Raw genomic sequence first — 24,685 nt, 5'->3', positions numbered from 1 at the left:
AAAAACTACGCGCAGACCGCATCCCATAAGGGGTGAACACTCTGTAAGCGACCACAAACAAATCTAGGTAATATTGTCGCTTATCACCACAAGTATTCCAATAAAATCGGTCTGGAAACATCTGGAAATGGCAGTTGAAAGGGCTTTTTTAAAGGCAAAAAAAAAGCGACCCGAAGGTCGCTCTTATCACTCATCTCTGTCACACCAGTAAGATGATAACACCCTACAAGTGTGACATTGATTCATGTTACATCGCTTTCCTGGTCAACTCGATAACGCGAAGTTTCGCAATCGCTTTAGCCAGTTCAGCTGACGCCTGAGCATAGTCGACGTCGCCGTGAGAACCGTTAATGTGTTCTTCCGCTTTACGCTTAGCTTCAAGCGCTCGCGCTTCGTCGAGGTCTTCCCCACGGATTGCAGTGTCAGCCAGAACGGTGGTTGCATTCGGTTGCACCTCAAGGATGCCCCCGGAGAGATAGATATACTCTTCTTCACCGCGTTCTTTGACAATACGCACCATGCCAGGCTTGATGGCGGTGAGCAACGGAGCATGACCAGGGAAAATACCCAGTTCACCTTCGATGCCCGTCACCTGGATTTTTTGCACCAGACCGGAGAACATTTGCTTTTCCGCACTGACAACATCCAGATGGTAAGCTTTTGCAGCCATGTCACCTTCCTCTATTCAGACTATAACACCTAGAGCCACAAGGGCCGGGCATTACAGTTTTTTGGCTTTTTCCACTGCTTCGTCAATGGTACCAACCATGTAGAACGCTTGTTCTGGCAGGTGGTCGTAGTCGCCGTCCATAATGCCTTTGAAACCACGAATGGTATCTTTCAGCGATACGAACTTGCCCGGAGAACCGGTAAAGACTTCAGCAACGAAGAACGGCTGTGACAGGAAGCGCTGAATCTTACGCGCACGGGATACAACCAGTTTGTCATCTTCTGACAACTCGTCCATACCCAGAATCGCGATGATGTCTTTCAGCTCTTGGTAACGTTGCAGAATAGACTGCACGCCACGCGCCACATCATAGTGTTCTTGACCAACAACCAGCGGATCAAGCTGACGGCTGGTGGAATCCAGTGGATCTACCGCTGGGTAAATACCCAGAGACGCGATCTGACGGCTCAGTACCACGGTCGCATCCAAGTGGGCGAAGGTGGTCGCTGGAGATGGGTCAGTCAAGTCATCCGCAGGAACGTAAACGGCCTGAACAGAGGTGATAGAACCATTTTTGGTAGAGGTGATACGCTCTTGCAGAGCACCCATCTCTTCCGCCAACGTTGGCTGATAACCTACCGCTGATGGCATACGGCCCAGAAGTGCAGACACTTCGGTACCGGCCAAGGTGTAACGGTAAATGTTGTCAACGAACAGCAGTACGTCACGGCCTTCATCACGGAATTTCTCCGCCATGGTCAGGCCAGTCAGCGCAACGCGCAGACGGTTACCTGGTGGCTCGTTCATCTGGCCATAAACCAGAGAAACTTTGTCGATAACGTTGGAGTCGGTCATTTCGTGGTAGAAGTCGTTACCCTCACGAGTACGCTCACCAACGCCTGCAAACACAGAGAAACCAGAGTGCTCAATCGCAATGTTACGAATAAGCTCCATCATGTTTACAGTTTTACCAACACCAGCACCGCCGAACAGGCCGACTTTACCGCCTTTGGCGAACGGACACATCAGGTCCATTACCTTAATACCGGTTTCCAGCAGTTCCTGGGAGTTAGCCAGTTCTTCATAAGAAGGTGCTGCACGGTGGATACCGCGACGCTCTTCTTCACCGATTGGACCTTTCATGTCGATTGGTTCACCCAATACGTTCATGATACGACCTAGGGTCGCGGTACCAACTGGCACTTCAATTGGGTGTTCCAGGTTGTTCACTTTCAGATGACGGCGCAGGCCATCTGAGGTACCCATAGCGATACAGCGAACAACGCCGCCGCCCAGCTGTTGCTGAACTTCCAGCACCAGCTTCTCAGTACCGTTTTCTACCTCAAGAGCGTGATACACATTCGGTACCGCATCCTGAGGGAACTCGACGTCCACCACGGCGCCGATTACCTGGATAATCTTTCCAGTAGCCATCTTGAATCCTCTACGTAATTCGTAAACCTAGCTTAAACCGCGGAGGCTCCCCCGACGATCTCGGTGAGTTCCTGAGTGATGCTGGCCTGACGAGCCTTGTTATAAACCAACTGCAGCTCTTTGATCAGGCTGCCGCCGTTATCGGTGGCGGCTTTCATCGCTACCATTCGCGCGGCCTGTTCGCTGGCCAGGTTTTCTACGACGCCCTGATAAACCTGAGATTCCACATAACGGCGCAGCAGGGTATCCAGCAGCGCTTTAGGATCAGGCTCATACAGGTAATCCCAGGATTTCTTCGCCAGCTCACCTTCTTCCGCAGGCGGGAGAGGCAGCAACTGTACGATTCTTGGTTCCTGAGACATGGTATTGACGAATTTGTTGCTAACAATACACAGCTTGTCTAAACGACCTTCGTCGTAGGCTTGCAGCATGACTTTAACCGGACCGATCAGATCAGACAGGGAAGGGTTATCTCCCATGCCAGTCACTTGGGCAACAACGTTGCCGCCCACGGAACCGAAGAAAGAAGCGGCTTTAGAACCGACAAGGGCCAAGTCAACCTCAACACCTTTTTCGGACCAGCCTTTCATCTCTGCAAGTAGCTTTTTGAACAGGTTAATGTTCAAACCACCACAAAGACCACGGTCGGTAGACACCACCAGATATCCAACGCGCTTAATATCACGCTCATCCAGATATGGGTGCTTGTATTCCAGATTCCCTAACGCAAGGTGACCTATCACTTTACGAATGGTTTCTGCATAAGGACGGCTGGCCGCCATGCGATCCTGCGTTTTACGCATTTTGGAGGCGGCGACCATTTCCATCGCTTTAGTGATCTTTTGCGTGTTTTGCACGCTACCGATCTTACTACGTATCTCTTTTCCGCCGGCCATCTCTGCTTCTCCTCATTACCAAGCGAAGCGGCCTACCGCCTATCTGTTATCAAACAGGGCAGCAGGCCCGCTCAGTGTTACCAGGACTGGGTTGCCTTGAAGGTTTCGAGGATATTTTTGAATTTCCCCTCGATCTCATCGTTGTACGCGCCAGTTTGGTTGATTTGTTGCAGAAGTTCGCCGTGTTCACGTTCAGCATAAGCTAACAGTGAAGCTTCGAAGCTACCGACTTTGGCCAACTCAACGTCTTCCAGGAAACCACGTTCTGCAGCAAACAGAATCAGAGACTGCGCAACGATAGACATTGGCGCGTACTGTTTCTGTTTCAGCAGTTCAGTCACTTTCTGACCATGGTTCAGCTGTTTACGGGTTGCTTCATCCAAATCGGATGCAAACTGGGAGAACGCAGCCAGTTCACGATACTGTGCCAGAGCGGTACGGATACCACCGGACAGTTTTTTCATGATCTTGGTCTGTGCAGCACCACCAACACGGGATACAGAGATACCCGGGTTAACCGCTGGACGAATACCGGCGTTAAACAGGTTAGATTCCAGGAAGATCTGACCATCGGTAATCGAGATTACGTTGGTCGGAACGAACGCGGAAACGTCACCAGCTTGCGTTTCGATAATTGGCAGCGCAGTCAGGGAACCGGTTTTACCTTTCACTTCACCTTTGGTGAATGCTTCAACGTAATCAGCGCTTACACGCGCAGCACGCTCCAGCAAACGGGAGTGGAGATAGAACACGTCACCAGGATAAGCTTCACGACCTGGCGGACGACGCAGCAGCAGGGAGATCTGACGGTATGCAACAGCCTGTTTAGACAGGTCATCATAAACGATCAGGGCATCTTCACCGCGGTCACGGAAGTATTCACCCATTGCGCAACCAGAATATGGTGCCAGGTATTGCAGTGCAGCAGATTCTGATGCAGTTGCAACAACAACAATGGTGTTAGCCAGTGCGCCGTGCTCTTCCAGTTTGCGAACCACGTTAGAAATAGTGGAAGCTTTCTGACCGATAGCAACATAAATACATTTGATGCCGGAATCGCGCTGGTTGATGATCGCATCAATTGCCAGAGCAGTTTTACCGGTTTGACGGTCACCGATGACCAATTCACGCTGACCACGACCGATTGGGATCATGGCATCAACGGATTTGTAACCTGTCTGCACAGGTTCATCAACGGATTGACGGTCGATAACGCCAGGTGCGATAGCTTCAACAGCAGAGAAGCCATCGTGCTCAACCGGACCTTTACCGTCAATTGGTGCACCCAGGGTGTTAACCACACGTCCCAGCAGGCCGCGGCCAACTGGAACTTCCAGGATACGACCAGTACATTGTACTTTCATACCTTCGGCGAGATCTGCGTAAGGGCCCATAACAACGGCACCTACAGAGTCGCGCTCCAGGTTCAAGGCGATTGCGAAACGGTTGCCCGGTAACGAAATCATTTCGCCTTGCATGACATCGGCCAGGCCGTGCACGCGGATAATCCCGTCACTGACGGAAATAATAGTACCTTCATTGTGAGCTTCGCTCACCACATTGAACTGAGCAATGCGCTGCTTGATCAGTTCGCTGATTTCGGTGGAATTCAGTTGCATGCTCCAGTCCCCTTAAGACTGCAAGACGTCTGCCAGGCGTACTAGACGACTGCGAACGCTGCCATCAATCACCATATCACCTGCACGGATTACGACACCGGCAAGAACAGACTTGTCAATTTTGCAATTCAGCTTAACTTTGCGAGACAGACGTTTTTCCATCGCAGCAGCAATTTTTGCCTGCTGTTCTTCGGACAGTGGGCTTGCAGAAGTCACATCAACTTCGGCAATTGCCTCTAATGCATCACGCAGTTCAATAAACTGTGCCAGCACGTCCGGAAGCGCACGTAAACGTTTGTTTTCAGCCATAACCTTAATCAGGTTCTGACCTGCTTGGTCGAGTTGTTCACCACATACTGCGATAAATGTCGCAGAAAGATGCTCTGGTGCCGAAGCACCAGCAAGCAGTTCCTGAATATTTTTATCGCGTGTGACTTCAGCCGTGAACGCCAGCATGGACTGCCAGCGATCTAAGCTTTGGTGCTCAACGGCAAAGTCAAAAGCTGCTTTGGCGTAGGGGCGAGCTACAGTAACAAATTCAGACATCGGCCCCTCCCTCCTTACAGTTCAGCGACCAGTTTATCAACGATGTCGCTGTTAGCAGCTTCATCTACGGAACGTCCGATGATCTTCTCGGCGCCAGCAACAGCCAACATGCCGACTTGTAGACGCAACTCTTCACGAGCACGTTGACGTTCTGCGTCGATCTCTGCCTTCGCTTGCGTCACGATTTTACTACGTTCCTGCTCGGCTTCTGCTTTTGCTTCATCAAGGATTTGAGCTCTGCGCTTGTTAGCTTGCTCAATAATCACCTGGGCATCTGCTTTGGCTTTTTTCAGTTGGTCGGTCGCATCGGCTTGTGCTAAGTCCAGCTCTTTTTTAGCCTGTTCAGCAGAAGATAAGCCATCAGCAATTTCTTTCTGACGCTTTTCGATGGCAGCCATAATTGGCGGCCATACATACTTCATGCAGAACCAGACGAACAGGACGAACGCGATAGCCTGGCCGAGGATTGTTGCGTTAAGATTCACAGCACAATGCCTCTTTCAAAGTAAATAATTAATGGTTGTCGATTAACTCAGAAATAAATCTGTGTTACTTGGCGACAGCAAACATCACGTACAGACCCAGACCTACAGCGATCATCGGGATGGCGTCGACCAGACCCATAACGATGAAGAACTGAGTACGCAGCAAAGGAATCAGGTCAGGTTGACGCGCAGCGCCTTCCAAGAATTTACCACCCAGGATGCCGATACCGATCGCAGCACCGATAGCCGCCAGGCCCATCATCACAGCGGCAGCCACGTACAGCAGATCCATATTCAGGTTTTCCATGACAGTCTCCAGTTTGTTTCAGTTATAACGTAGTTGTGTTTTAAGAAAATCAGTGTTTTTCAGATGCCATCGACAGATAGACAATCGTCAGAACCATGAAGATAAAGGCTTGTAACGTAATGATCAGGATGTGGAAGATTGCCCAAGGCAAGCTCAGAATCCACTGTGACCACCACGGCAACAGGCCAGCAATAAGGATGAAGATCAACTCACCCGCATACATATTGCCAAACAGTCGCAGACCGAGTGAAACTGGTTTGGACAGCAGGCTGACACCTTCAAGAATCAGGTTAATAGGGATAAAAACCGGATGATTGAATGGTTGCATTGTCAGTTCCTTAACGAAACCGCCAACGCCTTTCATCTTAATGCTATAGAAAAGAATCAAAATGAATACGCCCAGCGCCATCGACAACGTAATGTTTACGTCAGCGGTTGGCACAACACGCAGAGCTGGCAGACCAAAGATGTGCTCGCCGATATAAGGCAGCAAATCAATTGGCAGCAAGTCCATCAGGTTCATTAAGAACACCCAGACGAACACAGTGAGCGCTAAAGGCGCGATCACTTTGCTTTTGCCGTGATACATGTCACGCACGCTGCTGTCGACGAAACCAACAACCAGCTCTACAGCTGTTTGTAGTTTCCCCGGAACGCCACTAGTGGCATTTCTGGCGACGCGATGGAAAATAACCAAAAAGAGTACACCGAGAGCCACGGAGAAAAACATCGAATCGATGTTAATCGACCAGAATCCCTCTTTCGCCCCGACCTGAAGCTGAGTCAGGTGGTGACCGATATACTCTTGTGGAGTAGAGATTTCTCCTGTTGCAGACATGATGCCTCTTACCCTTTAGTAGTTAAGTACGGTTATCTATGGTTACGACCGATTAATAAAGGCCGGCGCCACTATCTGTGTAATCAACACCGATAAATAGGCCAGGCCAAGAGGAACAAATGCCGCCTTGAAAAGTCCTAGCGCAATGACGAGCAAAACGATGGTCGTCACAACCTTCAGCGCTTCTCCGATGGCAAATGACCAGGCAACCCGACCAGAGACCGTTTTTTGCGCCTGTTGGCGCCAGGCATACAACATGAACAGTGCATTAGGTAGCCAAGCAGCCAATCCGCCTAAGAAACCAGAGGTTGACCATGTCAGGCTTTTGAATCCAAATGCCGCACTAACGAGAACAAAAGTCAATAATTGCAGGATTAACAACTTCTTAGCTGCTTTCCCACCACCCTTACCGTATAACAAAAAGGACACTGACATGACGTCTATTCTCTCGTACCTAGCTGGAGGTATGTTGAATGCCGTACAACGCTGCTTTACTCAGTTGAGCCAAGCAGTAAAAACCGAGCAAATTATACGGGCCACTCAATGGAATTCAATGAATAAGTAGCGAAAAGGTGAACAATTATTTAAATTCGCGACTCTGTGACTATTTTTATAAGCCAAGTCTCAGAAATTTCCTTTCAAACCCCAAGTATGGTTATTCATCGGTCTCTTTTAAAATCGTGAGTGAGATCACAAAATTAATTTTTATCAGCCTAAACAAACTCACTAACCAGGCTATTACTCATCTTGGAAAACGATAAAATCCATTAAAAATCAATAAAATGAAAACATCATTTCAAACCAGGCAATGTATATATAATAAAAAGACCATTGCAGATACATTAACCCAACAAATAACAACATTTTCATTACATGCTAAATAGAGCGCTTCGTAATTGATATTGGTTTTCAATAGCAACTATTCCACTTTTGACTAAAATATCAACGCCAGATTATGCCGTTAAATGTCTCTAGTAGCAGAATATTTATCGTACTTCAGGATTTAGTTAGCTTGCTTATTTCTTACCTTTTTAGCACAGCTTTCGCCGTTATATTATTGACGTAAAACAAGGTTAACTTGCTTTTAAAATAACCAGATGACGCTCACCTTCTAATTCTGGCACCTGAAGTTTTATCACCTCAGTTAACGAAATGCCTTCCGGTAATACAGCCAGTTCATCATCAGGCCGGACGCCTTTTAATGCATAAAAATGGCCTGACTCTTTTGCTGGAAGGTGGTGACACCAAGACAGCATATCTTGTAAAGAGGCGAAAGCACGACTGATCACACCATCAAACGGTGGCTCGGGAGCAAACTCTTCAACGCGGCTCTGAACCGGCTCAACGTTCTTCAATCCTAACTCATGCTGCACTTGTCTTAAGAAGCGTACACGCTTGCCTAAGCTGTCTAGCAAGGTGAAATGGGAATCAGGGCGAACAATAGCCAAAGGAATACCGGGTAAACCTGGACCGGTACCGACATCGATAAAGCGGCTGCCTTGTAAGTGAGGATTCACCACAATGCTATCCATGATATGACGCACCAGCATTTGCATCGGGTCGCGTACCGAAGTCAGATTGTAGGTTTTGTTCCACTTATGCAGTAGGTTGACGTAACCCAGCAGTTGCTGTTTTTGAAGATCGGGTAGCGTTATACCAGCCGCAGCCAGCAGCGAGTCAAGTTTCTGTTGCACGTTAGCGTCCTTTGACAAAGCGTAATTCAATAATATTTTGGCTTAAATGATAAAGCAGCCAACAAGGCGGGAAAAGGGAGAGTTAGCCATCAGCAAATTTATGCCGATGGCTAAAAAGTCTGTCAATCAGGCACTGCGACGCAGCAAACCTTGTTTTTTCAACCAGATCAGCAAAATAGAGATCGCCGCCGGTGTAATTCCGGAAATACGTGATGCTTGGCCAATTGAATTTGGGCGGTGATCGTTGAGTTTAGCGATCACTTCGTTAGATAAGCCATTAACCAGTTTGTAATCCAGCGTGGCAGGCAGCAAGGTGTTCTCATTGCGCTGCTGTTTTTCGATCTCTTCTTGCTGGCGAGCGATATAACCTTCGTATTTAACCTGGATTTCTACCTGCTCTGCCGCTTGCTCATCAGCAACACCTGGTGCAAAAGCTTCCAGGCTGGTCATCAGTGCATAAGTCATCTCTGGGCGACGCAGCAGTTCTTCAGCACTGGCTTCTTTTGATAGCGGTGCTGAGAGATGCGGGTTAATTGCATCAACCAACGCATGGTTAGGATTAACCCAGATCCCACGCAGACGTTGACGCTCTTGCTCGATCATCTCTAATTTTTGGTTGTAACGCGCCCAGCGCAGATCGTCGACCAAGCCAAGTTCACGGCCTTTTTCGGTGAGACGCAGATCGGCATTGTCTTCACGCAGCATCAGGCGATATTCAGCACGTGATGTGAACATACGGTACGGTTCTTTTGTTCCCATGGTGCATAAGTCATCCACTAGCACACCAAGGTAAGCCTGATCGCGGCGTGGCGCCCAGCCTTCTTCTTCGCTAGCACAACGTGCAGCATTCAGACCAGCCAGCAATCCTTGTGCGGCTGCTTCTTCATAACCGGTGGTGCCGTTGATTTGTCCAGCAAAGAACAAGCCAGCGATAAATTTACTTTCCAGCGTTGGTTTGAGATCGCGTGGGTCGAAGAAATCGTACTCAATGGCATAACCAGGTCGAACGATGACGGCATTTTCCATGCCCTGCATCGAGCGAACGATCTGCATTTGCACATCAAACGGCAAGCTGGTGGAGATTCCGTTTGGATAAATTTCGTTACTGGTTAAGCCTTCAGGCTCAAGGAAGATCTGATGCGCATTGCGATCGGCAAAGCGCATGACTTTGTCTTCGATCGATGGGCAATAGCGTGGGCCGATCCCTTCAATGATCCCGGCATACATCGGGCTGCGATCCAAATTATTACGGATCACATCGTGCGTTTTTTCATTGGTATGGGTGATATAGCAAGGCACCTGACGCGGGTGCTGACCTGCATTACCCATAAACGAGAATACTGGCGCAACGTCATCGCCGTGTTGCTGTGCCAATACGCTGAAATCGATAGAACGTGCCTCAATACGCGGTGGTGTCCCGGTTTTGAGACGGTTAACGCGCAATGGTAACTGACGTAAACGCTGTGACAGCGAAATGGCTGGAGGATCGCCTGCACGACCACCGCTGTAGTTTTCCAAGCCGATATGGATCTTGCCATCCAGGAAGGTACCGACAGTCAGGACAACCGCTTTAGCGCGGAATTTGAGTCCCATTTGGGTCACGGCACCAACAACGCGATCGTTTTCTACGATCAGGTCTTCAACCGGTTGCTGGAAGATCATCAGATTTGGCTGGTTTTCCAGAGCGGTGCGAACGGCCTGACGATACAAGACGCGGTCTGCTTGAGCACGGGTCGCTCTCACCGCTGGACCTTTGCTTGCGTTTAGTATCCTAAACTGAATACCGGCATGATCGATCGCCGTTGCCATTAGGCCACCGAGTGCATCGACTTCTTTAACCAGATGTCCTTTGCCGATCCCACCTATCGCTGGATTACACGACATTTGTCCTAGCGTGTCGATATTGTGGGTCAATAACAAGGTTTGACGCCCCATTCGTGCAGAAGCCATTGCCGCTTCTGTACCTGCATGGCCGCCGCCGATGATGATGACGTCAAATTGATCCGGATAAAACATGGTACTGCACCTCAGGGTTGATGCGAACGATCGATGTGTTGCGTTGGGAGGAGGGATTCTACCCGAGTTTGGTTGTTCCACAAGCCCCAGGGGATCGTCACTAATTAAAAGAAGATCTTTTTTATTTAAAGATCTCTTACTACTATCTCTTATTAGGATCGCGATCCTCTGTGCATAAGTCGTTATTGCTTAATAAGATCAATATGCTAAGGATGATCCTTTGCTGTGAATGATCGGTGATCCTTTCGCGTATAAGCTGGGATCTAAATGGCTATTTATGCACAGGTCAAAAAGAGAACAAGGGTTGTTATATGGATAACTACCGGTTTTACCCTGCTTTTAAGCTTAGTTATCCACAGTTGATCGCCTGAAATTTACACTTATTTGAGTAAATTAATCCAATTTAATGCCCAAATACCGGCTGGATCTTCAGGAATGTCATGTTGTATGACGTCGATCTCAAGGCGATCGCCGATCCTTTTAGCCCCTAAAGAGGTCAATTGCCGATCGAGTTTTTGGATCGCACCACAAAAGATGTCGTATTCGCTATTACCCAGACCAACGGCACCAAAACTGACTTGGGATAAGTCCGGCTGCTGCTCTTCGAGCTGTTCTAAAAAGGGTTGCAGGTTATCAGGCAGTTCACCCGCGCCGTGGGTTGAACAAACCACCAGCCATTTCCCTTCTAATGAAACTTCATCGAGTTCTGGGCCATGCAAAATTTCACAAGAGATACCGGCTTCTTCAAGTTTCTCTGCGATATGGTCAGCGACATACTCAGCGCCGCCAAGCGTACTACCTGTGATCAGTGTGATGTCAGACATTTACCGATTACCCAATAAAGCTGCTGCTAATAAAATTGATCGGCATTGTACGCTGTGAATGAGCTGGGATCTACCTGTGGATAATAGGGGTACTACTATTTAGTTTCAAGGATAGATGCATTTAGTTTTAGGGCTGGATGGTACGCATAATAGGGTTCTGCAAGGAGATCAGCGTTTCTGTTGATTGGATCTCATCAATTGTTTGCACCTTGTTGATAAGTACATGCTGCAAAGAATCGATGGACCGACACATCACTTTGATAAAAATACTGTAGTGACCGGTGGTGTAATAGGCTTCAACTACTTCCTCCAGGCTTTCCAGCTTGGCTAATGCGGAAGGATAATCTTTCGCACTCTTAAGAATAATGCCGATAAAACAACAAACATCATATCCCAGACGCTTCGGATCGACGTTGACACAGGCACCGGTGATGATCCCTGCCTGCTTCATTTTCTCTACTCGAACATGAATAGTGCCCGGACTCACGGAGAACGCTTTCGCCAGTTCAGCATAAGCAGTACGAGCATTTTCCATCAGCGCGTTAAGGATGCCACGGTCAAGATCGTCGATTTGATAGACTTCTGTCATTTTTATAGCCCTTATATTAGTGAGTCACTATTTATATGACGATAAAAATGATGGAAACCACAGTTAATGGCAATCCCTATCGCGACACAATAGGGAAAGATAAGAGATGACGTGTTATGAAGATCGTTGCCAATTGCGTTGTACCCGGCTTTTGATACCAGTATCAAAGCGCCAGATATGGTCGAAAATACGCAGTATGCCGGGCTTACCATATTGCGACATGGCGAGGGCGTGGAAGCGATGGTGATGCTGTAGTTGCTGCTGCTTAACCCGTTTTTGTGTCTCATCGGGTATGCGTTGGGCGATAAAGTCAGAAATGATCACTGCATCTGCATCTTGCCACTCGGGGGTAGCAAGCATATCTAAGGTGTCATTAAGGCAGGCATTTAAATCAGTACCACCACGAAAATGTTGGCCAAGGAAGCGTAATGCTTGTTCCAGACCGCTGGAGGCGGTGAGTTCATAGTGGATCACTTGACTGGCGAACAACATAATGTGGCAGCGACGGTTATCAGCCAGCGCTATCCTAAGCAGCGCCAGACAGAAGGCTTTCGCACACTGCTCATTAAAGCCGCCCATAGAACCCGATGTATCGACACAAACCACAAAAGGACCGCGAGGCTGAGGCTCTTGTTGCTGATGGGCAACCTGACGCATCACCACTTTTTCGCGCCATACATCACCTTGCAGTTGGTAGGTCATCAAACGCTTTTCTAGCAAACGGCGGTAAAACTCATATTCCAGCTCAGGAATACCTAATGTGCCCAACTCTGTTGGCAGCAGACGCAGAATATCATCGCTTTGATTAATCCCGTTGACTTGCTCGGGCACAATCGCCGGTTCGCGCACTCGCAAAATCTGTGGTTCTAACGTGACATCATCGTGGGAGCTGGTTTTGGCAACCTGACTGCGTCCCAGTAGTTCTGCCAGTTGTTGTAGTTCGGGCTGCTGTTGTAAAAAGGCACCGTAGCGTACTAAGGATTGGTAATCGCCTTTTTGCAGCTTGCCTTTACTCATATCCCATAAGCGCCCGGCGGCGGCATCATTATCGGCTAATAAAGGAGAGAGTTCCCCGCTTAGCTCCAGGCGCTGTTCTAATTCGGCCTGTAGCTGTTCTTGTTCCTGCTCGAGCAACTGATGATGCAAAGTGACGGTCTGGAAGGTCATATTCAGACGCCAGCGCTGAATAAACAGCGTCTGAAAACTGTTATTAGCGGCATGGTTAACTGAACGGTCCTCAAAAATATCGGCCGCCAGCGAACGGGCTTCGGTGACAAAAGGTGACTCGAGCTGTTCTAGTTGTTCGATAATTCCTGCCAACTCTTGTTTAAACTGGGTTGGTGCCGATTGTTGGCTGTGTTGATAAAGATAAAACTCTTTAGCCAGCGTTGGTGGCACGGGCGTATCGTGGATCCGTTGTTGTAGGCGAGCCTTCCAGGCTGGAAGATCCTTGGTCAGCGCTTGTTTCAGGCGCGGGAATTTTTCAAAGAAGACAGCCAACTGCGGTGTTGCCAGCAGGGTGAGGATCATCTCATCAATAATGTCCCCTTCTTTAATCGCCAAGAGCACATCAAGAGTTTCCAGACTAAACATAGGCTAGACGCCATTAAATAATTGCTGTTGGACACGAATCTGTTCGGCTACCTGCAACAGACTGGCTTCAATCTTCGCCGTCCATTCTGCGGGGACAAACAAGCAATGCTGATGCTGAGCAAAATCCTGTCGCTGCTGTGAAAGTGAGGACTGCAAATCGCTGAGCTGATTTTTCAGCTCTTCCGGCACGCTAATGTGTTCTTTGCCAGGCAGAGAGAGCAGTGAAGGCTGGCGGCTGATATCTCGTACCACCAGCTGCATTGTCTCGTCGACTTCTGCATCAATAACTTGCGGGAAACCTATACCGTTTAGTTTGGCCTTTAGCTGGCCCTCTTTGACTAACCAATCGGCTAATGTATTGCGTTCGAGAACGATATGCGTCACTTGAATTTCATGCAGATGTAATGGCGTTTGCAGTAACAGAGTCAGGCTGTTTGCGCTAAGTTCATCAGGTAATTGATATTGCGGTTTACGGCTGAACATCCCGGCTTTTTTACTCACTTTGACCGCTTTTTGGCGGCTTTGCTGTTGCTGGTGCTGCATCCACTGCTGATTGAGCTGCTGCACTTTAAACGTGAGGTTTTGTTGCTGATAGGCATGTTCAGTAATGGTTTGTTCAATATGCTTTTGTAGCAAATGGTAGCTGTCCAGATCGTGCCATAAGCAATCTTTGAGCAGGATAATATCGACTGGGGTGATAGCCTGACGCCCGCTGAAGAAGGCGCTGGCTTGTAGCAGACGTAACGCTTTTTTCCAACGACGGTCAGAAACGTAAGGAGCGGTTTCTTGCGCATCAAGTCGCTGACGCAGCTCGAAAATTAGCTCAAAACAGGATTCACTGAGCGTGATTTTTTCTATCTCAGTTTGCCACTGCAGATACTCTTCATCACTGATACTCAATGATTCTGTTACCGGGTTAGCGTTGTCGCTGTTATGGCCGGTTAGCATGGAGCGGAAGTTATTTTTATCTTGAACTTTATCGAGCCATAAACGGACTAACATGCGGTCATAAAGTGCTTCGAGACTGCCCTCTGCTTCGGGGAGTTCGTTGGATGCGCTAATCAGGATGCGCATCGGGATACTTTCTTCTTTATCCCCGTTGCGAAAACGTCGTTCGTTGATCGCCGTAAGTAAGGTATTGAGGATGGCCGGTCCGGCTTTCCAAATCTCATCGAGGAAAATGATTTCAGCGTCGGGTAAATAGCCTTTTGTCAGGCGGATATAGCGCCCTTCATCTTTCAGTGCTTGAATAGATAAGGGGCCGAAAACTTCTTCCGGCGTTGAAAAGCGGGTCATCAGATATTCAAAGGCGCGAGCGTTACGAAAGGCATATTTCAGGCGACGTGCAATCATACTTTTGGCTATACCCGGTGGGCCGAGCAGAAAAGCACTCTCTCCACACAATGCGGCTAATAAGCACAGGCGAATGGCATCTTGTCGTTCATAGAGGCCTTTTTCCAATGCGTTGGCTAATCGGGTAATTCTTTCTGCCAGAAGTGGTGATTGCGCCATAAATATCTTTAAATTTCCCAAAGTAGTGTCGTAAGTAAATGAATATTAATTCGCTGTAGGATAATAAACCATGAAAACTACTGACAGTATACCCGGGTGATTTGTAAACCTTGTTGATTCATAACAGTATGCAATTTGTCTTAAAACCTTTCTGTTTATACGTGTTAACGGTTAACTCGGCATTAAGGGGTAGGCAATCTTTTTTATTCGTGCATACTGTGCGTTTTTCGTGGGGATCATGGATTGAGCACACGTATGGCCCATGGAATGTATCTAGCCCACAAAGAAACATCAAAAGACACCCATTATGAGTACAGAACATAAACGGCCATTACCCGCAATCACCTTAGCGGCAATTGGCGTGGTATATGGCGACATTGGCACCAGTCCTCTTTATACCTTGAGAGAATGCTTTTCTGGCCACTATGGTTTTAACGTTGAACCTAGCGTGGTATTTGGTTTTCTCTCTCTGATTTTCTGGATGTTAATCCTTGTTGTTTCTCTGAAATATCTCTCTTTTGTGCTGCGTGCAGATAACGCAGGCGAAGGCGGTATTTTGACCTTGATGTCCTTATCTGGACGCAATACCAATGCACACACCACAGCAATACTGGTTATTCTTGGTCTGATTGGTGGCAGTTTCTTCTATGGCGAGGTGGTGATTACCCCGGCAATGTCAGTGCTTTCAGCGATGGAAGGCCTGCAAATTGCGGCACCGAACCTTGATCACTTTATTGTGCCACTATCGGTTGCCGTTCTGACGTTGCTGTTCTTCATCCAAAAGCATGGGACTGGTTTGGTTGGCAAGATGTTTGCGCCGGTCATGCTGCTGTGGTTTTTAGCCCTGGCTCTGCTTGGTATTAATAGCATTATCGGCAACCCCGAAGTGCTGCAAGCGATGAACCCAATGTGGGCGATTAACTTCATCATCAACTACAAATTCTTTGCTTTCCTGGCACTTGGCGCCGTGGTGTTATCCATCACCGGGGTTGAAGCTCTGTATGCTGATATGGGGCACTTCGGTAAATTGCCGATTCGTTTGGCTTGGTTTAGCGTGGTGCTGCCTTCATTAGTGCTCAACTATTTTGGTCAGGGCGCGCTGTTGCTGAAAAACCCGCAGGCGATACAAAACCCCTTCTTCTTGCTGGCCCCTGACTGGGCGCTTATCCCGATGCTGATTTTGGCAACGCTGGCGACAATTATTGCCTCGCAAGCGGTGATTTCAGGGGTATTCTCGCTGACTCGCCAAGCCGTTCGTTTAGGGTATTTGCCGCCAATGCGCATTATCCACACCTCAGCGATGGAAGAAGGACAGGTTTACGTTCCCGCGATTAACTGGACGCTTTATATCGCGGTAGTTATCGTTATTGTCAGCTTTGAGCATTCGAGCAATTTGGCCGCGGCATATGGTATTGCGGTGACTGGGACGATGGTATTAACCAGTATCCTCTCTTGTACCGTGGCATATAAAAACTGGCACTGGAAAGGCTTCCTGGTTGCTCTGCTGGTTTCGGTCATGCTGTTTATCGATGTGCCGATGTTTGCTGCGAATGCGACCAAGTTACTTTCTGGTGGCTGGCTGCCGCTGACGTTGGGTCTGGTGATGTTTGTTATCATGACTACATGGAAGAGTGAGCGCTTCCGCCTTATGCGTCGTATGAATGAGCACGGTAACTCGCTTGAAGCGATGATCGCCTCTTTGGAGAAATCGCCACCGGTGCGAGTCTCCGGCACGGCGGTTTACTTATCGCGCGCTATCAATGTCATTCCATTCGCGCTGTTGCATAACCTCAAGCACAACAAAGTGTTGCACGAGCGTGTCGTCCTGCTAACGCTGCGAACAGAGGATGCGCCTTTTGTGCATAATGTCCGGCGTGTGACTATCGAACAGATGTCGCCAACTTTCTGGCGAGTCGTGGCAAGTTACGGCTTTAAAGAGACGCCGAATGTTGAGGAAGTATTCCATCGCTGCGGTCTGGAAGGCTTGTCATGTCGGATGATGGAAACCTCGTTCTTCATGTCACATGAATCGCTGATCCTGACTAAACGCCCTTGGTACCTCTACTTCCGCGGCAAGTTGTTTATGGCGCTCAGCCGCAATGCGCTGCGCGCACCTGATCAGTTTGAGATCCCACCTAACCGGGTTATCGAGCTGGGAACCCAGGTAGAAATATAATGATATCGAGGCACCTTCACGGTGCCTCGAGTGTTTTTATTTGCCGATTGACTCCCTTAAGCTAAATCCTCTCAGCGTCCTTTTTTACTGTTATCGAAACGTTTCGACGGTGATCACATTTCCGCTACTTTTCCATTGCCAAGCCGCGTCATTTTTTTAAAACTCCTTGTGAGCGAAACGTTTCGCTAACGGAGTCGATAATGAAAAAGAACATGTTGCTGAATGCCGAAATCTCCCATGCAATCGCCAAGCTTGGCCATACCGATATGCTGGTTATCGCTGATGCCGGGTTGCCGGTACCCGCGACGACACAGCGTATTGATATGGCGCTGACTGCGGGCGTGCCGACTTTTCTTCAGGTGTTCAAAGTCATCACCGAGGAGATGCAGGTAGAACAGGCTATCCTTGCTGAAGAGATCGTCAAACAAAATCCAAAACTTCATGACGCTCTGCTTTTACAGTTAGAACAACTTGAGCAACACCAGGGAAATACCATCACTTTGCAATACATCAGCCATGAATCCTTCAAGGCGCAAAGTGCCAACAGCCGTGCCGTGATCCGCAGTGGAGAGTGTTCACCTTATGCGAACATTATCTTGTGTGCTGGCGTAACCTTCTGAGGCCTCTATGCAACCTTTGATGCAACTCTCAGGAATAGATAAAGCTTTCCCCGGTGTTAAGGCGCTGTCAGGCGCTGCGCTAAAGGTTTATCCGGGAAGAGTTATGGCGTTGGTCGGCGAAAACGGTGCCGGCAAATCGACCATGATGAAAATCCTGACCGGCATCTATCAAAAAGACGCGGGTTCGGTGCAATTTTTAGGGAAAGAGGCTTCTTTTTCTGGCCCTAAAGCTTCACAAGAAGCCGGCGTTGGCATCATCCACCAAGAGCTAAACCTGATTCCACAACTGACTATCGCTGAGAATATTTTCCTCGGGCGTGAATTTGTTAATGGGTTGGGACGTATCCAGTGGAAGAAGATGTATGCCGAGGCCGATAAATTACTGGCTCGTCTCAATCTTAAATACAGCAGCCACCGGCTGGTGGGCGATTTATCTATTGGCGATCAACAGATGGTTGAGATTGCCAAGGTGCTGAGCTTCGAATCTCGGGTGATCATTATGGATGAGCCCACCGACGCGTTGACTGATACCGAAACTGCCTCATTGTTTGCGGTAATCAACGAGTTAAAAGCCTCAGGATGCGGTGTGGTGTATATCTCGCACCGTATGAAAGAGATTTTTGAGATTTGCGATGACGTAACGGTATTTCGCGACGGACAGTTTATTGCCGAGCGCCCGGTCAGTGAATTACAAGAAGATACGCTGATCGAAATGATGGTAGGGCGTCGTCTGGAAGAGCAGTATCCACGGCTCAACCAGCCACGAGGTGCGCTACGCTTACAGGTGAAAAATCTCTCTGGGCCTGGTGTAGATAATATCTCGTTTGATTTGTACTCAGGAGAGATCCTCGGCGTTTCAGGCTTAATGGGCGCAGGCCGTACCGAGTTGATGAAAATTATTTATGGCGCACTTAAACGCACTAACGGCGATGTGCTGCTCGATGGGCGAGACGTTATTACCCGTAGTCCGCAAGATGGTTTGGCTAACGGCATTGTTTACATCTCTGAAGACCGTAAACGAGATGGCTTAGTTTTAGGCATGTCAGTGAAAGAAAACATGTCGCTGACTGCACTGCGCTATTTCAGCCGGGTTGGCGGCAGTTTAAAGCATGGGGAAGAGCAAATTGCAGTCGGAGATTTCATTCGCCTGTTTAATATCAAAACGCCTTCCATGCTGCAGCCGATAGGGTTGTTGTCCGGGGGGAATCAGCAAAAAGTCGCGATTGCCCGCGGATTGATGACACGCCCGAAAGTTTTGATCCTCGATGAACCAACGCGCGGCGTTGATGTTGGGGCCAAGAAAGAGATTTACCAACTTATTAACCAGTTCAAGCGCGAAGGTTTGAGCATCATTTTGGTCTCTTCGGAAATGCCGGAAGTTATTGGCATGAGCGATCGTATTTTAGTGATGCATGAAGGACATTTAAGCGGTGAATTCCCGATAGAACAGGCGACGCAAGAAGTGTTGATGGCAGCAGCCGTTGGCAAGCAATACGGCGTGAAGCAGGAGTATCAGATATGAGTTCTCAAACGTTACCAGCCAAAAAGCGTTGGATCAGCAAACAGTGGTTGTTAGAGCAAAAATCACTGATTGCCTTGCTGGTGTTGATAGCCGTGGTCTCCTCAATGAGCCCGAATTTCTTCACCGTTAATAACCTGTTTAACATTCTGCAGCAGACTTCGGTCAACGCCATTATGGCGGTGGGAATGACGTTGGTTATCCTGACGTCGGGGATTGATTTATCCGTAGGGTCACTGCTGGCACTAACCGGCGCAGTGGCAGCATCGGTAGTCGGATTGGAATCCAGCGCTTTGCTGGCTGTTGCTGCCTCTTTGGCACTAGGTGCCGCGGTAGGTGCAGTCACCGGAGTTATTGTGGCCAAGGGCAAGGTTCAGGCATTTATCGCGACATTAGTGATGATGTTACTGCTACGTGGTGTCACGATGGTGTATACCAACGGTAGCCCAATTAGCACCGGTTTTAGTGACGTTGCAGATACCTTTGGCTGGTTTGGTATTGGTCGTCCGCTGGGCATTCCTACACCCGTGTGGATTATGGCTATTGTGTTTGCTGCGGTGTGGTACATGCTCCAGCACACGCGCTTGGGCCGTTATATCTATGCGCTTGGCGGTAATGAAGCGGCAACGCGTTTGTCAGGTATCAGCGTTGATAAAGTAAAAATCATTGTCTATTCCCTGTGTGGCCTATTGGCGGCATTGGCTGGGATTATCGAAGTCGCACGTCTTTCTTCGGCTCAACCGACCGCAGGTACTGGCTATGAACTGGATGCTATCGCCGCAGTTGTACTGGGTGGTACCAGTTTGTCTGGGGGGAAAGGGCGAATTATGGGTACGCTTATTGGGGCACTGATCCTTGGTTTCCTCAATAACGGCCTGAATCTGTTAAGTGTTTCTTCTTACTATCAAATGATCGTCAAAGCAGTGGTTATTTTACTGGCGGTATTGGTAGACAACAAAAGCAACAAATAAACCTCCCCTACAGGAAACATGATTATGACAATTTCAATGAAAAAACTGGCGGCATTAGTCTCTGCCGCAGCCATTACCGCCACTTTCAGTGCTAGCGTATTGGCAAAAGATACTATCGCGCTGGTGGTTTCCACACTGGATAACCCGTTCTTCGTTTCTATGAAAGAAGGGGCGCAGAAAGAAGCGACCAAACTGGGTTACAACCTAGTGGTGCTTGATTCGCAGAACAATCCGGCCAAAGAGCTTGCTAACGTACAAGATTTAACGGTGCGCGGAACCAAACTGTTGCTGATCAACCCAACAGATTCTGATGCCGTCGGCAGCTCAGTTGCCTTGGCTAATCAGGCGAAGATCCCAGTAATCACCCTTGACCGCCAGGCTAATAAAGGACAAGTCGTAAGCCACGTTGCTTCCGATAACGTACTGGGCGGAAAAATGGCTGGTGACTACATCGCTAAGAAACTCGGCGATAATGCCAAAGTGATTGAACTTGAAGGTATCGCAGGGACCTCTGTTGCTCGTGAACGTGGTGAAGGGTTCAAACAAGCGGTTGATGCGCATCATTTCTCCGTGCTGGCTAGCCAACCGGCTGATTTTGACCGCACCAAAGGCTTGAACGTCATGCAAAACCTGCTGACTGCTCACCCAGACGTGCAGGCCGTGTTTGCTCAAAATGACGAAATGGCATTAGGTGCACTACGCGCCTTGCAGACCGCCGGTAAATCTGATGTTCTGGTTGTCGGATTTGACGGTACCGCAGATGGCGTGAAAGCAGTAAATAGTCACAAGCTAGGTGCAACAGTAGCGCAACAGCCTGAGCAAATCGGTGTTATTGGTGTAGATACTGCTGATAAAGTGCTTAAAGGCGAGAAAGTGCCAGCGACTATCCCGGTGGATTTGAAATTAGTTGCTCAGCCTTAATACCTGTAATGCTTCGGGGGGCTGGCGTGTTGGCTGCACCAAGAAGTCTATAGGGTAGATGTCTTGTTAATTGATTCATAAGAATATTGTTTAATTAAATTGGCTTTAATCTTATCTGCGCCGCCCGCATCGGGCGGCGCAATATATTGACTCAGGAATGAATACGATGGCTACAGGTAAACTGGTTGTGTTAGGCAGCATTAATGCTGACCACATTCTTAACGTCAGACATTTCCCGCAACCGGGCGAAACGGTGATCGGTAAGCAATATAATGTTGCTTTCGGTGGTAAAGGGGGCAATCAGGCAGTGGCCGCAGGTCGTAGCGGTGCAGATATCTCTTTTATTGCCTGCGTGGGAGATGACGATGTTGGGGAACGTATTCGCAAGCAGCTAGCCAGCGATAACATTGATACTCAACCCGTCCAAGCCATTAAAGATACGACAACCGGCGTGGCACTTATTTTCGTCAATGCTGATGGTGAAAATGTCATTGCGATTAACGCCGGTGCTAATGACGAATTGACGCCTGCTTATATGCAGCAGTATCAGCAAAAGATAATAGATGCTGATGCACTGTTGATGCAGCTTGAATCTCCTCTTGAGACAGTTACCGCTGCGGCGAAACTGGCAAAAGCGCATCAAACCCAGGTTATCCTCAATCCAGCCCCTGCTTGCGAGTTGCCTGATGAGTTGTTGTCGCTGGTGGATATCATCACCCCAAATGAAACCGAAGCCGAACGTTTGACCGGTATTCAGGTAAAAGATCAATCTGACGCTGCGCGTGCAGCAGACGTTCTGCATCAAAAAGGCATCGATACCGTCATTATTACCCTGGGTAGTAAAGGTGTGTGGTTGAGTCAAAAGGGTCAGGGCAAACAAGTACCAGGATTCCGTGTGAAAGCCGTTGATACTATCGCCGCTGGTGACACGTTTAATGGTGCTTTAGTGACGTCGTTGCTCGAAGGTAAAGAAATGGATCAAGCTGTGCGCTTTGCCCATGCTGCTGCTGCCATCGCTGTAACTCGCCCGGGCGCGCAACCTTCAGTGCCTTGGCGTCAGGATATTGATGACTTTTTAGCTCATCAGGAGAGCTAGTGGCTACAATGAAAGATGTCGCCCGCGAAGCGGGTGTCTCGACTTCTACAGTCTCGCATGTGATTAACAACAATCGCTTTGTCAGCGAGGCTATTCGCGACAAAGTGAATGCTGCTATCGACCAACTCAACTATGCGCCTTCTGCATTGGCGCGTAGCTTGAAGCTCAATCAAACCCGAACAATTGGTATGTTATTGACGGCCAGTAGCAACCCTTTCTATTCTGAAGTAGTGCTAGGCGTTGAACGCAGCTGCTATGAACGCGGTTATAGCTTGATCTTGTGTAATACCGATGGTGATGAAGAGCGTATGAACCGCAGTATTGAAACGCTACTGCAAAAACGCGTCGATGGGTTGATTATGATGTGTACCGAAAATCATTGCCCATCGCAGGATGCCTTAAACCGCTATCCTTCTTTACCTATCGTGATGATGGACTGGTCGCCGTTCGATGGAGCCAATGACATTATTCAAGATAACGCCCTAATCGGCGGAAAGATGGCGACCCAGTATTTAATTGACCAAGGGTACACCCGCATTGCCTGTATCACCGGGCCTTTAGATAAAACGACCGCGCAACAACGTTTGGCTGGTTTTCGCCAGGCAATGCATGAAGCCAATTTGGATATTCTCCCTGGTTATGAAGTCAGCGGAGATTTTGAATTTGCGGGTGGATTGTCGGCAATGCAGCAGCTGCTAGCTTTAGCCGCGCCGCCTGATGCGGTATTTGCTAGTAATGATGCAATGGCGGTCGGTGTTTATCAGGCTGTTTATCAGCAGGGGCTGAGTATCCCAGGCGATATTGCGGTGATGGGATACGATGACATTCAGCTTGCACAATATATGACGCCACCGCTGACAACGATTCATCAACCTAAAGATGAGTTAGGCGAACTGGCGATAGATACCTTATTACACCGATTGCAGGCGCCGGATACAGAAGCTCAGGTTTTATCACTAACACCTGAACTGATTATTCGCGGCTCGGTGGACAAGTCCTCGCGCTAGTACTCTTTACTCCTCATCCTTTAATAAGGTTTGGCACGCCAATAAGGCATCATTTGTGTTGCCAGCCAGAATTGCCTCAACCAATCTTTGGTGCTGGTGGAGTTTGATGACAGTATTTCTGGTAATTGAACGGAAATAGCTTTGATAAACCGGACTCAACAGGTTAGCAAAAGAGGTCAGGAATGGATTCCTGCTGGCTTGATAGATCAAATGATGGAATTGTGTGTCTACGGTAATCCAACGCTCGCGGTCGAAGCTTTGATGTAAATCCCGCATTTCTGCCATATATATAGCTAACTGTTCTTTTTGTTCCTGACTGGCATTAATCGCCGCGAGGGCGCAGGCCTGTGGTTCAAGGGTAAGACGCAGTACTACAAAATGCGCCGTGATATGCTCAATGTTTTCCCCGTTGACCCACCAGGTTAAGAGCTCTTGGTCGAGAAAGTTCCATTGGCTTTGCGGCATCACGCGGGTACCTATGCGTGGACGCGGTAATAGCATTCCCTTGGCCGTCAGCGTTTTGACCGCTTCACGTACCGCCGTGCGGCTTACACCAAATATCTCACCCAACTCCATCTCACTTGGCAGAATGCTGCCAGCTATATAAGTAGCGGAGAAAATCCTTTGTGCGATTTTCTCCGCCACAATATAAGAAAGGTTGCGTTGAGCGGCTTGCTGTTGGGCAGTCAGTGGCATCAATATCATCCTGGATAGGTTTCTATCATCATTTATAACCATATTTATCCGGCATGCAGAGGGTTTCTTGCTGACCTGGATAGTCTGATAGGCTTATTTTTCGGGTTTAGTGATGAGAATTAGGTCTGATTGTCTTCTACCAGCCATTCAAATGAAATGAGATAAAATCAGTTTACGCTGGGATTTTGCAGTGGAAGCGGTATTTTTCATCATAAAGTGGCTGAAAATCGTACTAATTACAGAGGTTTGTAGAAAAAAGAAACGGTCAGATAATTATTTGCGATTATTTAGCAAAAGGGGGTTGCAGGCTTTCTGAAACTCCCTATAATGCGCCTCCACTGACCGGGAACAACGACTGACAAGTCGCCGGGTTAGGAAGAGAAAAGAAAGATGTTCGAATGAATAATCTCTTGACTCTTCAGCGGGAAAACGTAATATACGCCTCCCGCGCCGCATAAGATTCCTAGCGAACAGCGGCACTGCTCTTTAACAATTTATCAGACAATCTGTGTGGGCACTCACAGGACGATATCAAGCTACTTCGGTAGCGAAAATATTAAAGTCTCAAGAGTGTCTAAGCAGTAATTCATTATGAATGATGTGAAGTAACTTTGAGCATCGCTGAACTTGTTTCAGCAAATCGAACTTTTAATTGA

23 protein-coding genes are annotated in these 24,685 nt (G+C 48.3%); 7 read left to right on the top strand and 16 right to left on the bottom strand.

Annotation, left to right across the window (positions count from 1 at the left end; translation table 11 throughout):
- Window positions 1–247: 247 nt before the first annotated feature.
- The 15 genes from ACL9RG_RS03520 to ravA form a co-directional block, all read right to left on the bottom strand.
- Window positions 248–670, bottom strand: coding sequence for a F0F1 ATP synthase subunit epsilon (locus tag ACL9RG_RS03520; protein WP_422791207.1), 423 nt, complete (start codon window positions 668–670; stop codon window positions 248–250).
- 51 nt (window positions 671–721) lie between these two features.
- Window positions 722–2,104 (bottom strand): F0F1 ATP synthase subunit beta, encoded by a 1,383-nt coding sequence (atpD, locus tag ACL9RG_RS03515; protein ID WP_422791206.1) that lies wholly within the window; start codon window positions 2,102–2,104, stop codon window positions 722–724.
- Between the two features lie 32 nt (window positions 2,105–2,136).
- The gene (atpG, locus tag ACL9RG_RS03510; protein ID WP_422791205.1) at window positions 2,137–3,000 is read right to left on the bottom strand and encodes a F0F1 ATP synthase subunit gamma; all 864 of its coding nucleotides are present in this window, start codon (window positions 2,998–3,000) and stop codon (window positions 2,137–2,139) included.
- 77 nt (window positions 3,001–3,077) lie between these two features.
- Window positions 3,078–4,619, bottom strand: a complete 1,542-nt coding sequence (gene atpA, locus ACL9RG_RS03505; RefSeq protein ID WP_422791204.1) for a F0F1 ATP synthase subunit alpha — start codon at window positions 4,617–4,619, stop codon at window positions 3,078–3,080.
- Window positions 4,620–4,631: 12 nt separating this feature from the next.
- The gene (gene atpH / locus ACL9RG_RS03500) at window positions 4,632–5,165 is read right to left on the bottom strand and encodes a F0F1 ATP synthase subunit delta (RefSeq protein ID WP_422791203.1); all 534 of its coding nucleotides are present in this window, start codon (window positions 5,163–5,165) and stop codon (window positions 4,632–4,634) included.
- A gap of 14 nt (window positions 5,166–5,179) precedes the next feature.
- Window positions 5,180–5,650 (bottom strand): F0F1 ATP synthase subunit B, encoded by a 471-nt coding sequence (gene atpF / locus ACL9RG_RS03495; RefSeq protein WP_422791202.1) that lies wholly within the window; start codon window positions 5,648–5,650, stop codon window positions 5,180–5,182.
- Between the two features lie 64 nt (window positions 5,651–5,714).
- Window positions 5,715–5,957: a F0F1 ATP synthase subunit C gene (atpE, locus tag ACL9RG_RS03490; RefSeq protein ID WP_422791201.1), complete on the bottom strand. Its 243-nt coding sequence runs from the start codon at window positions 5,955–5,957 to the stop codon at window positions 5,715–5,717.
- A gap of 49 nt (window positions 5,958–6,006) precedes the next feature.
- A complete protein-coding gene (gene atpB, locus ACL9RG_RS03485) occupies window positions 6,007–6,795 on the bottom strand; it encodes a F0F1 ATP synthase subunit A (RefSeq protein ID WP_422791200.1) in 789 nt (262 codons plus the stop codon).
- 42 nt (window positions 6,796–6,837) lie between these two features.
- Window positions 6,838–7,230, bottom strand: coding sequence for a F0F1 ATP synthase subunit I (gene atpI, locus ACL9RG_RS03480; protein WP_422791199.1), 393 nt, complete (start codon window positions 7,228–7,230; stop codon window positions 6,838–6,840).
- 638 nt (window positions 7,231–7,868) lie between these two features.
- Window positions 7,869–8,489 (bottom strand): 16S rRNA (guanine(527)-N(7))-methyltransferase RsmG, encoded by a 621-nt coding sequence (gene rsmG, locus ACL9RG_RS03475; RefSeq protein ID WP_422791198.1) that lies wholly within the window; start codon window positions 8,487–8,489, stop codon window positions 7,869–7,871.
- Window positions 8,490–8,615: 126 nt separating this feature from the next.
- A complete protein-coding gene (mnmG, locus tag ACL9RG_RS03470) occupies window positions 8,616–10,505 on the bottom strand; it encodes a tRNA uridine-5-carboxymethylaminomethyl(34) synthesis enzyme MnmG (RefSeq protein WP_422791197.1) in 1,890 nt (629 codons plus the stop codon).
- A gap of 380 nt (window positions 10,506–10,885) precedes the next feature.
- Window positions 10,886–11,329 carry an FMN-binding protein MioC gene (gene mioC / locus ACL9RG_RS03465; RefSeq protein ID WP_422791196.1) on the bottom strand — a complete coding sequence of 148 codons (444 nt, stop codon included), beginning with the start codon at window positions 11,327–11,329 and terminating at the stop codon, window positions 10,886–10,888.
- Between the two features lie 127 nt (window positions 11,330–11,456).
- A complete protein-coding gene (asnC, locus tag ACL9RG_RS03460) occupies window positions 11,457–11,918 on the bottom strand; it encodes a transcriptional regulator AsnC (RefSeq protein ID WP_422791195.1) in 462 nt (153 codons plus the stop codon).
- A gap of 114 nt (window positions 11,919–12,032) precedes the next feature.
- Window positions 12,033–13,511 (bottom strand): ATPase RavA stimulator ViaA, encoded by a 1,479-nt coding sequence (gene viaA / locus ACL9RG_RS03455; protein WP_422791194.1) that lies wholly within the window; start codon window positions 13,509–13,511, stop codon window positions 12,033–12,035.
- 3 nt (window positions 13,512–13,514) lie between these two features.
- Window positions 13,515–15,023, bottom strand: a complete 1,509-nt coding sequence (ravA, locus tag ACL9RG_RS03450; protein WP_422791193.1) for an ATPase RavA — start codon at window positions 15,021–15,023, stop codon at window positions 13,515–13,517.
- A 307-nt stretch (window positions 15,024–15,330) separates the two neighbouring features.
- On the opposite strand from ravA, the gene kup reads away from it, so the two are divergent.
- From kup to rbsR, 7 genes are all read left to right on the top strand, one after another.
- Window positions 15,331–17,199 carry a low affinity potassium transporter Kup gene (kup, locus tag ACL9RG_RS03445; protein WP_422791192.1) on the top strand — a complete coding sequence of 623 codons (1,869 nt, stop codon included), beginning with the start codon at window positions 15,331–15,333 and terminating at the stop codon, window positions 17,197–17,199.
- 200 nt (window positions 17,200–17,399) lie between these two features.
- Window positions 17,400–17,819, top strand: a complete 420-nt coding sequence (gene rbsD, locus ACL9RG_RS03440; protein WP_422791191.1) for a D-ribose pyranase — start codon at window positions 17,400–17,402, stop codon at window positions 17,817–17,819.
- Between the two features lie 7 nt (window positions 17,820–17,826).
- Complete coding sequence (rbsA, locus tag ACL9RG_RS03435; RefSeq protein ID WP_422791190.1) at window positions 17,827–19,341, top strand: ribose ABC transporter ATP-binding protein RbsA; 1,515 nt, start codon at window positions 17,827–17,829, stop codon at window positions 19,339–19,341.
- Complete coding sequence (gene rbsC / locus ACL9RG_RS03430; RefSeq protein WP_422791189.1) at window positions 19,338–20,309, top strand: ribose ABC transporter permease; 972 nt, start codon at window positions 19,338–19,340, stop codon at window positions 20,307–20,309. The genes rbsA and rbsC overlap by 4 nt, the downstream gene beginning before the upstream one ends.
- 30 nt (window positions 20,310–20,339) lie before the next feature.
- Window positions 20,340–21,230 carry a ribose ABC transporter substrate-binding protein RbsB gene (gene rbsB, locus ACL9RG_RS03425; RefSeq protein WP_422791578.1) on the top strand — a complete coding sequence of 297 codons (891 nt, stop codon included), beginning with the start codon at window positions 20,340–20,342 and terminating at the stop codon, window positions 21,228–21,230.
- Between the two features lie 166 nt (window positions 21,231–21,396).
- Window positions 21,397–22,326 carry a ribokinase gene (gene rbsK, locus ACL9RG_RS03420; protein ID WP_422791188.1) on the top strand — a complete coding sequence of 310 codons (930 nt, stop codon included), beginning with the start codon at window positions 21,397–21,399 and terminating at the stop codon, window positions 22,324–22,326.
- The gene (gene rbsR, locus ACL9RG_RS03415; RefSeq protein WP_422791187.1) at window positions 22,326–23,333 is read left to right on the top strand and encodes a ribose operon transcriptional repressor RbsR; all 1,008 of its coding nucleotides are present in this window, start codon (window positions 22,326–22,328) and stop codon (window positions 23,331–23,333) included. The genes rbsK and rbsR overlap by 1 nt, the downstream gene beginning before the upstream one ends.
- Before the next feature lie 6 nt (window positions 23,334–23,339).
- On the opposite strand, the gene ACL9RG_RS03410 is transcribed toward rbsR, so the two are convergent.
- A complete protein-coding gene (locus ACL9RG_RS03410) occupies window positions 23,340–24,029 on the bottom strand; it encodes a FadR/GntR family transcriptional regulator (RefSeq protein ID WP_422791186.1) in 690 nt (229 codons plus the stop codon).
- Window positions 24,030–24,685: the final 656 nt, after the last annotated feature.

The sequence above is a fragment of the Rouxiella sp. Mn2063 genome (assembly GCF_049319665.1).
In the GTDB taxonomy this organism is placed as follows: domain Bacteria; phylum Pseudomonadota; class Gammaproteobacteria; order Enterobacterales; family Enterobacteriaceae; genus JBMOUD01.
Note: the sequence above shows the minus strand (reverse complement) of the source record. Positions and strands in the feature narration are given on the sequence as shown.

Bases quoted from the DNA above. Each gene is read 5' to 3' on its own strand.
- ACL9RG_RS03520 (WP_422791207.1), bottom strand. From the start codon at position 670: ATGGCTGCAAAAGCTTACCATCTGGATGTTGTCAGTGCGGAAAAGCAA.
- atpD (WP_422791206.1), bottom strand. From the start codon at position 2,104: ATGGCTACTGGAAAGATTATCCAGGTAATCGGCGCCGTGGTGGACGTC.
- atpG (WP_422791205.1), bottom strand. From the start codon at position 3,000: ATGGCCGGCGGAAAAGAGATACGTAGTAAGATCGGTAGCGTGCAAAAC.
- atpA (WP_422791204.1), bottom strand. From the start codon at position 4,619: ATGCAACTGAATTCCACCGAAATCAGCGAACTGATCAAGCAGCGCATT.
- atpH (WP_422791203.1), bottom strand. From the start codon at position 5,165: ATGTCTGAATTTGTTACTGTAGCTCGCCCCTACGCCAAAGCAGCTTTT.
- atpE (WP_422791201.1), bottom strand. From the start codon at position 5,957: ATGGAAAACCTGAATATGGATCTGCTGTACGTGGCTGCCGCTGTGATG.
- atpB (WP_422791200.1), bottom strand. From the start codon at position 6,795: ATGTCTGCAACAGGAGAAATCTCTACTCCACAAGAGTATATCGGTCAC.
- atpI (WP_422791199.1), bottom strand. From the start codon at position 7,230: ATGTCAGTGTCCTTTTTGTTATACGGTAAGGGTGGTGGGAAAGCAGCT.
- mnmG (WP_422791197.1), bottom strand. From the start codon at position 10,505: ATGTTTTATCCGGATCAATTTGACGTCATCATCATCGGCGGCGGCCAT.
- mioC (WP_422791196.1), bottom strand. From the start codon at position 11,329: ATGTCTGACATCACACTGATCACAGGTAGTACGCTTGGCGGCGCTGAG.
- asnC (WP_422791195.1), bottom strand. From the start codon at position 11,918: ATGACAGAAGTCTATCAAATCGACGATCTTGACCGTGGCATCCTTAAC.
- viaA (WP_422791194.1), bottom strand. From the start codon at position 13,511: ATGTTTAGTCTGGAAACTCTTGATGTGCTCTTGGCGATTAAAGAAGGG.
- ravA (WP_422791193.1), bottom strand. From the start codon at position 15,023: ATGGCGCAATCACCACTTCTGGCAGAAAGAATTACCCGATTAGCCAAC.
- kup (WP_422791192.1), top strand. From the start codon at position 15,331: ATGAGTACAGAACATAAACGGCCATTACCCGCAATCACCTTAGCGGCA.
- rbsD (WP_422791191.1), top strand. From the start codon at position 17,400: ATGAAAAAGAACATGTTGCTGAATGCCGAAATCTCCCATGCAATCGCC.
- rbsA (WP_422791190.1), top strand. From the start codon at position 17,827: ATGCAACCTTTGATGCAACTCTCAGGAATAGATAAAGCTTTCCCCGGT.
- rbsC (WP_422791189.1), top strand. From the start codon at position 19,338: ATGAGTTCTCAAACGTTACCAGCCAAAAAGCGTTGGATCAGCAAACAG.
- rbsK (WP_422791188.1), top strand. From the start codon at position 21,397: ATGGCTACAGGTAAACTGGTTGTGTTAGGCAGCATTAATGCTGACCAC.
- ACL9RG_RS03410 (WP_422791186.1), bottom strand. From the start codon at position 24,029: ATGCCACTGACTGCCCAACAGCAAGCCGCTCAACGCAACCTTTCTTAT.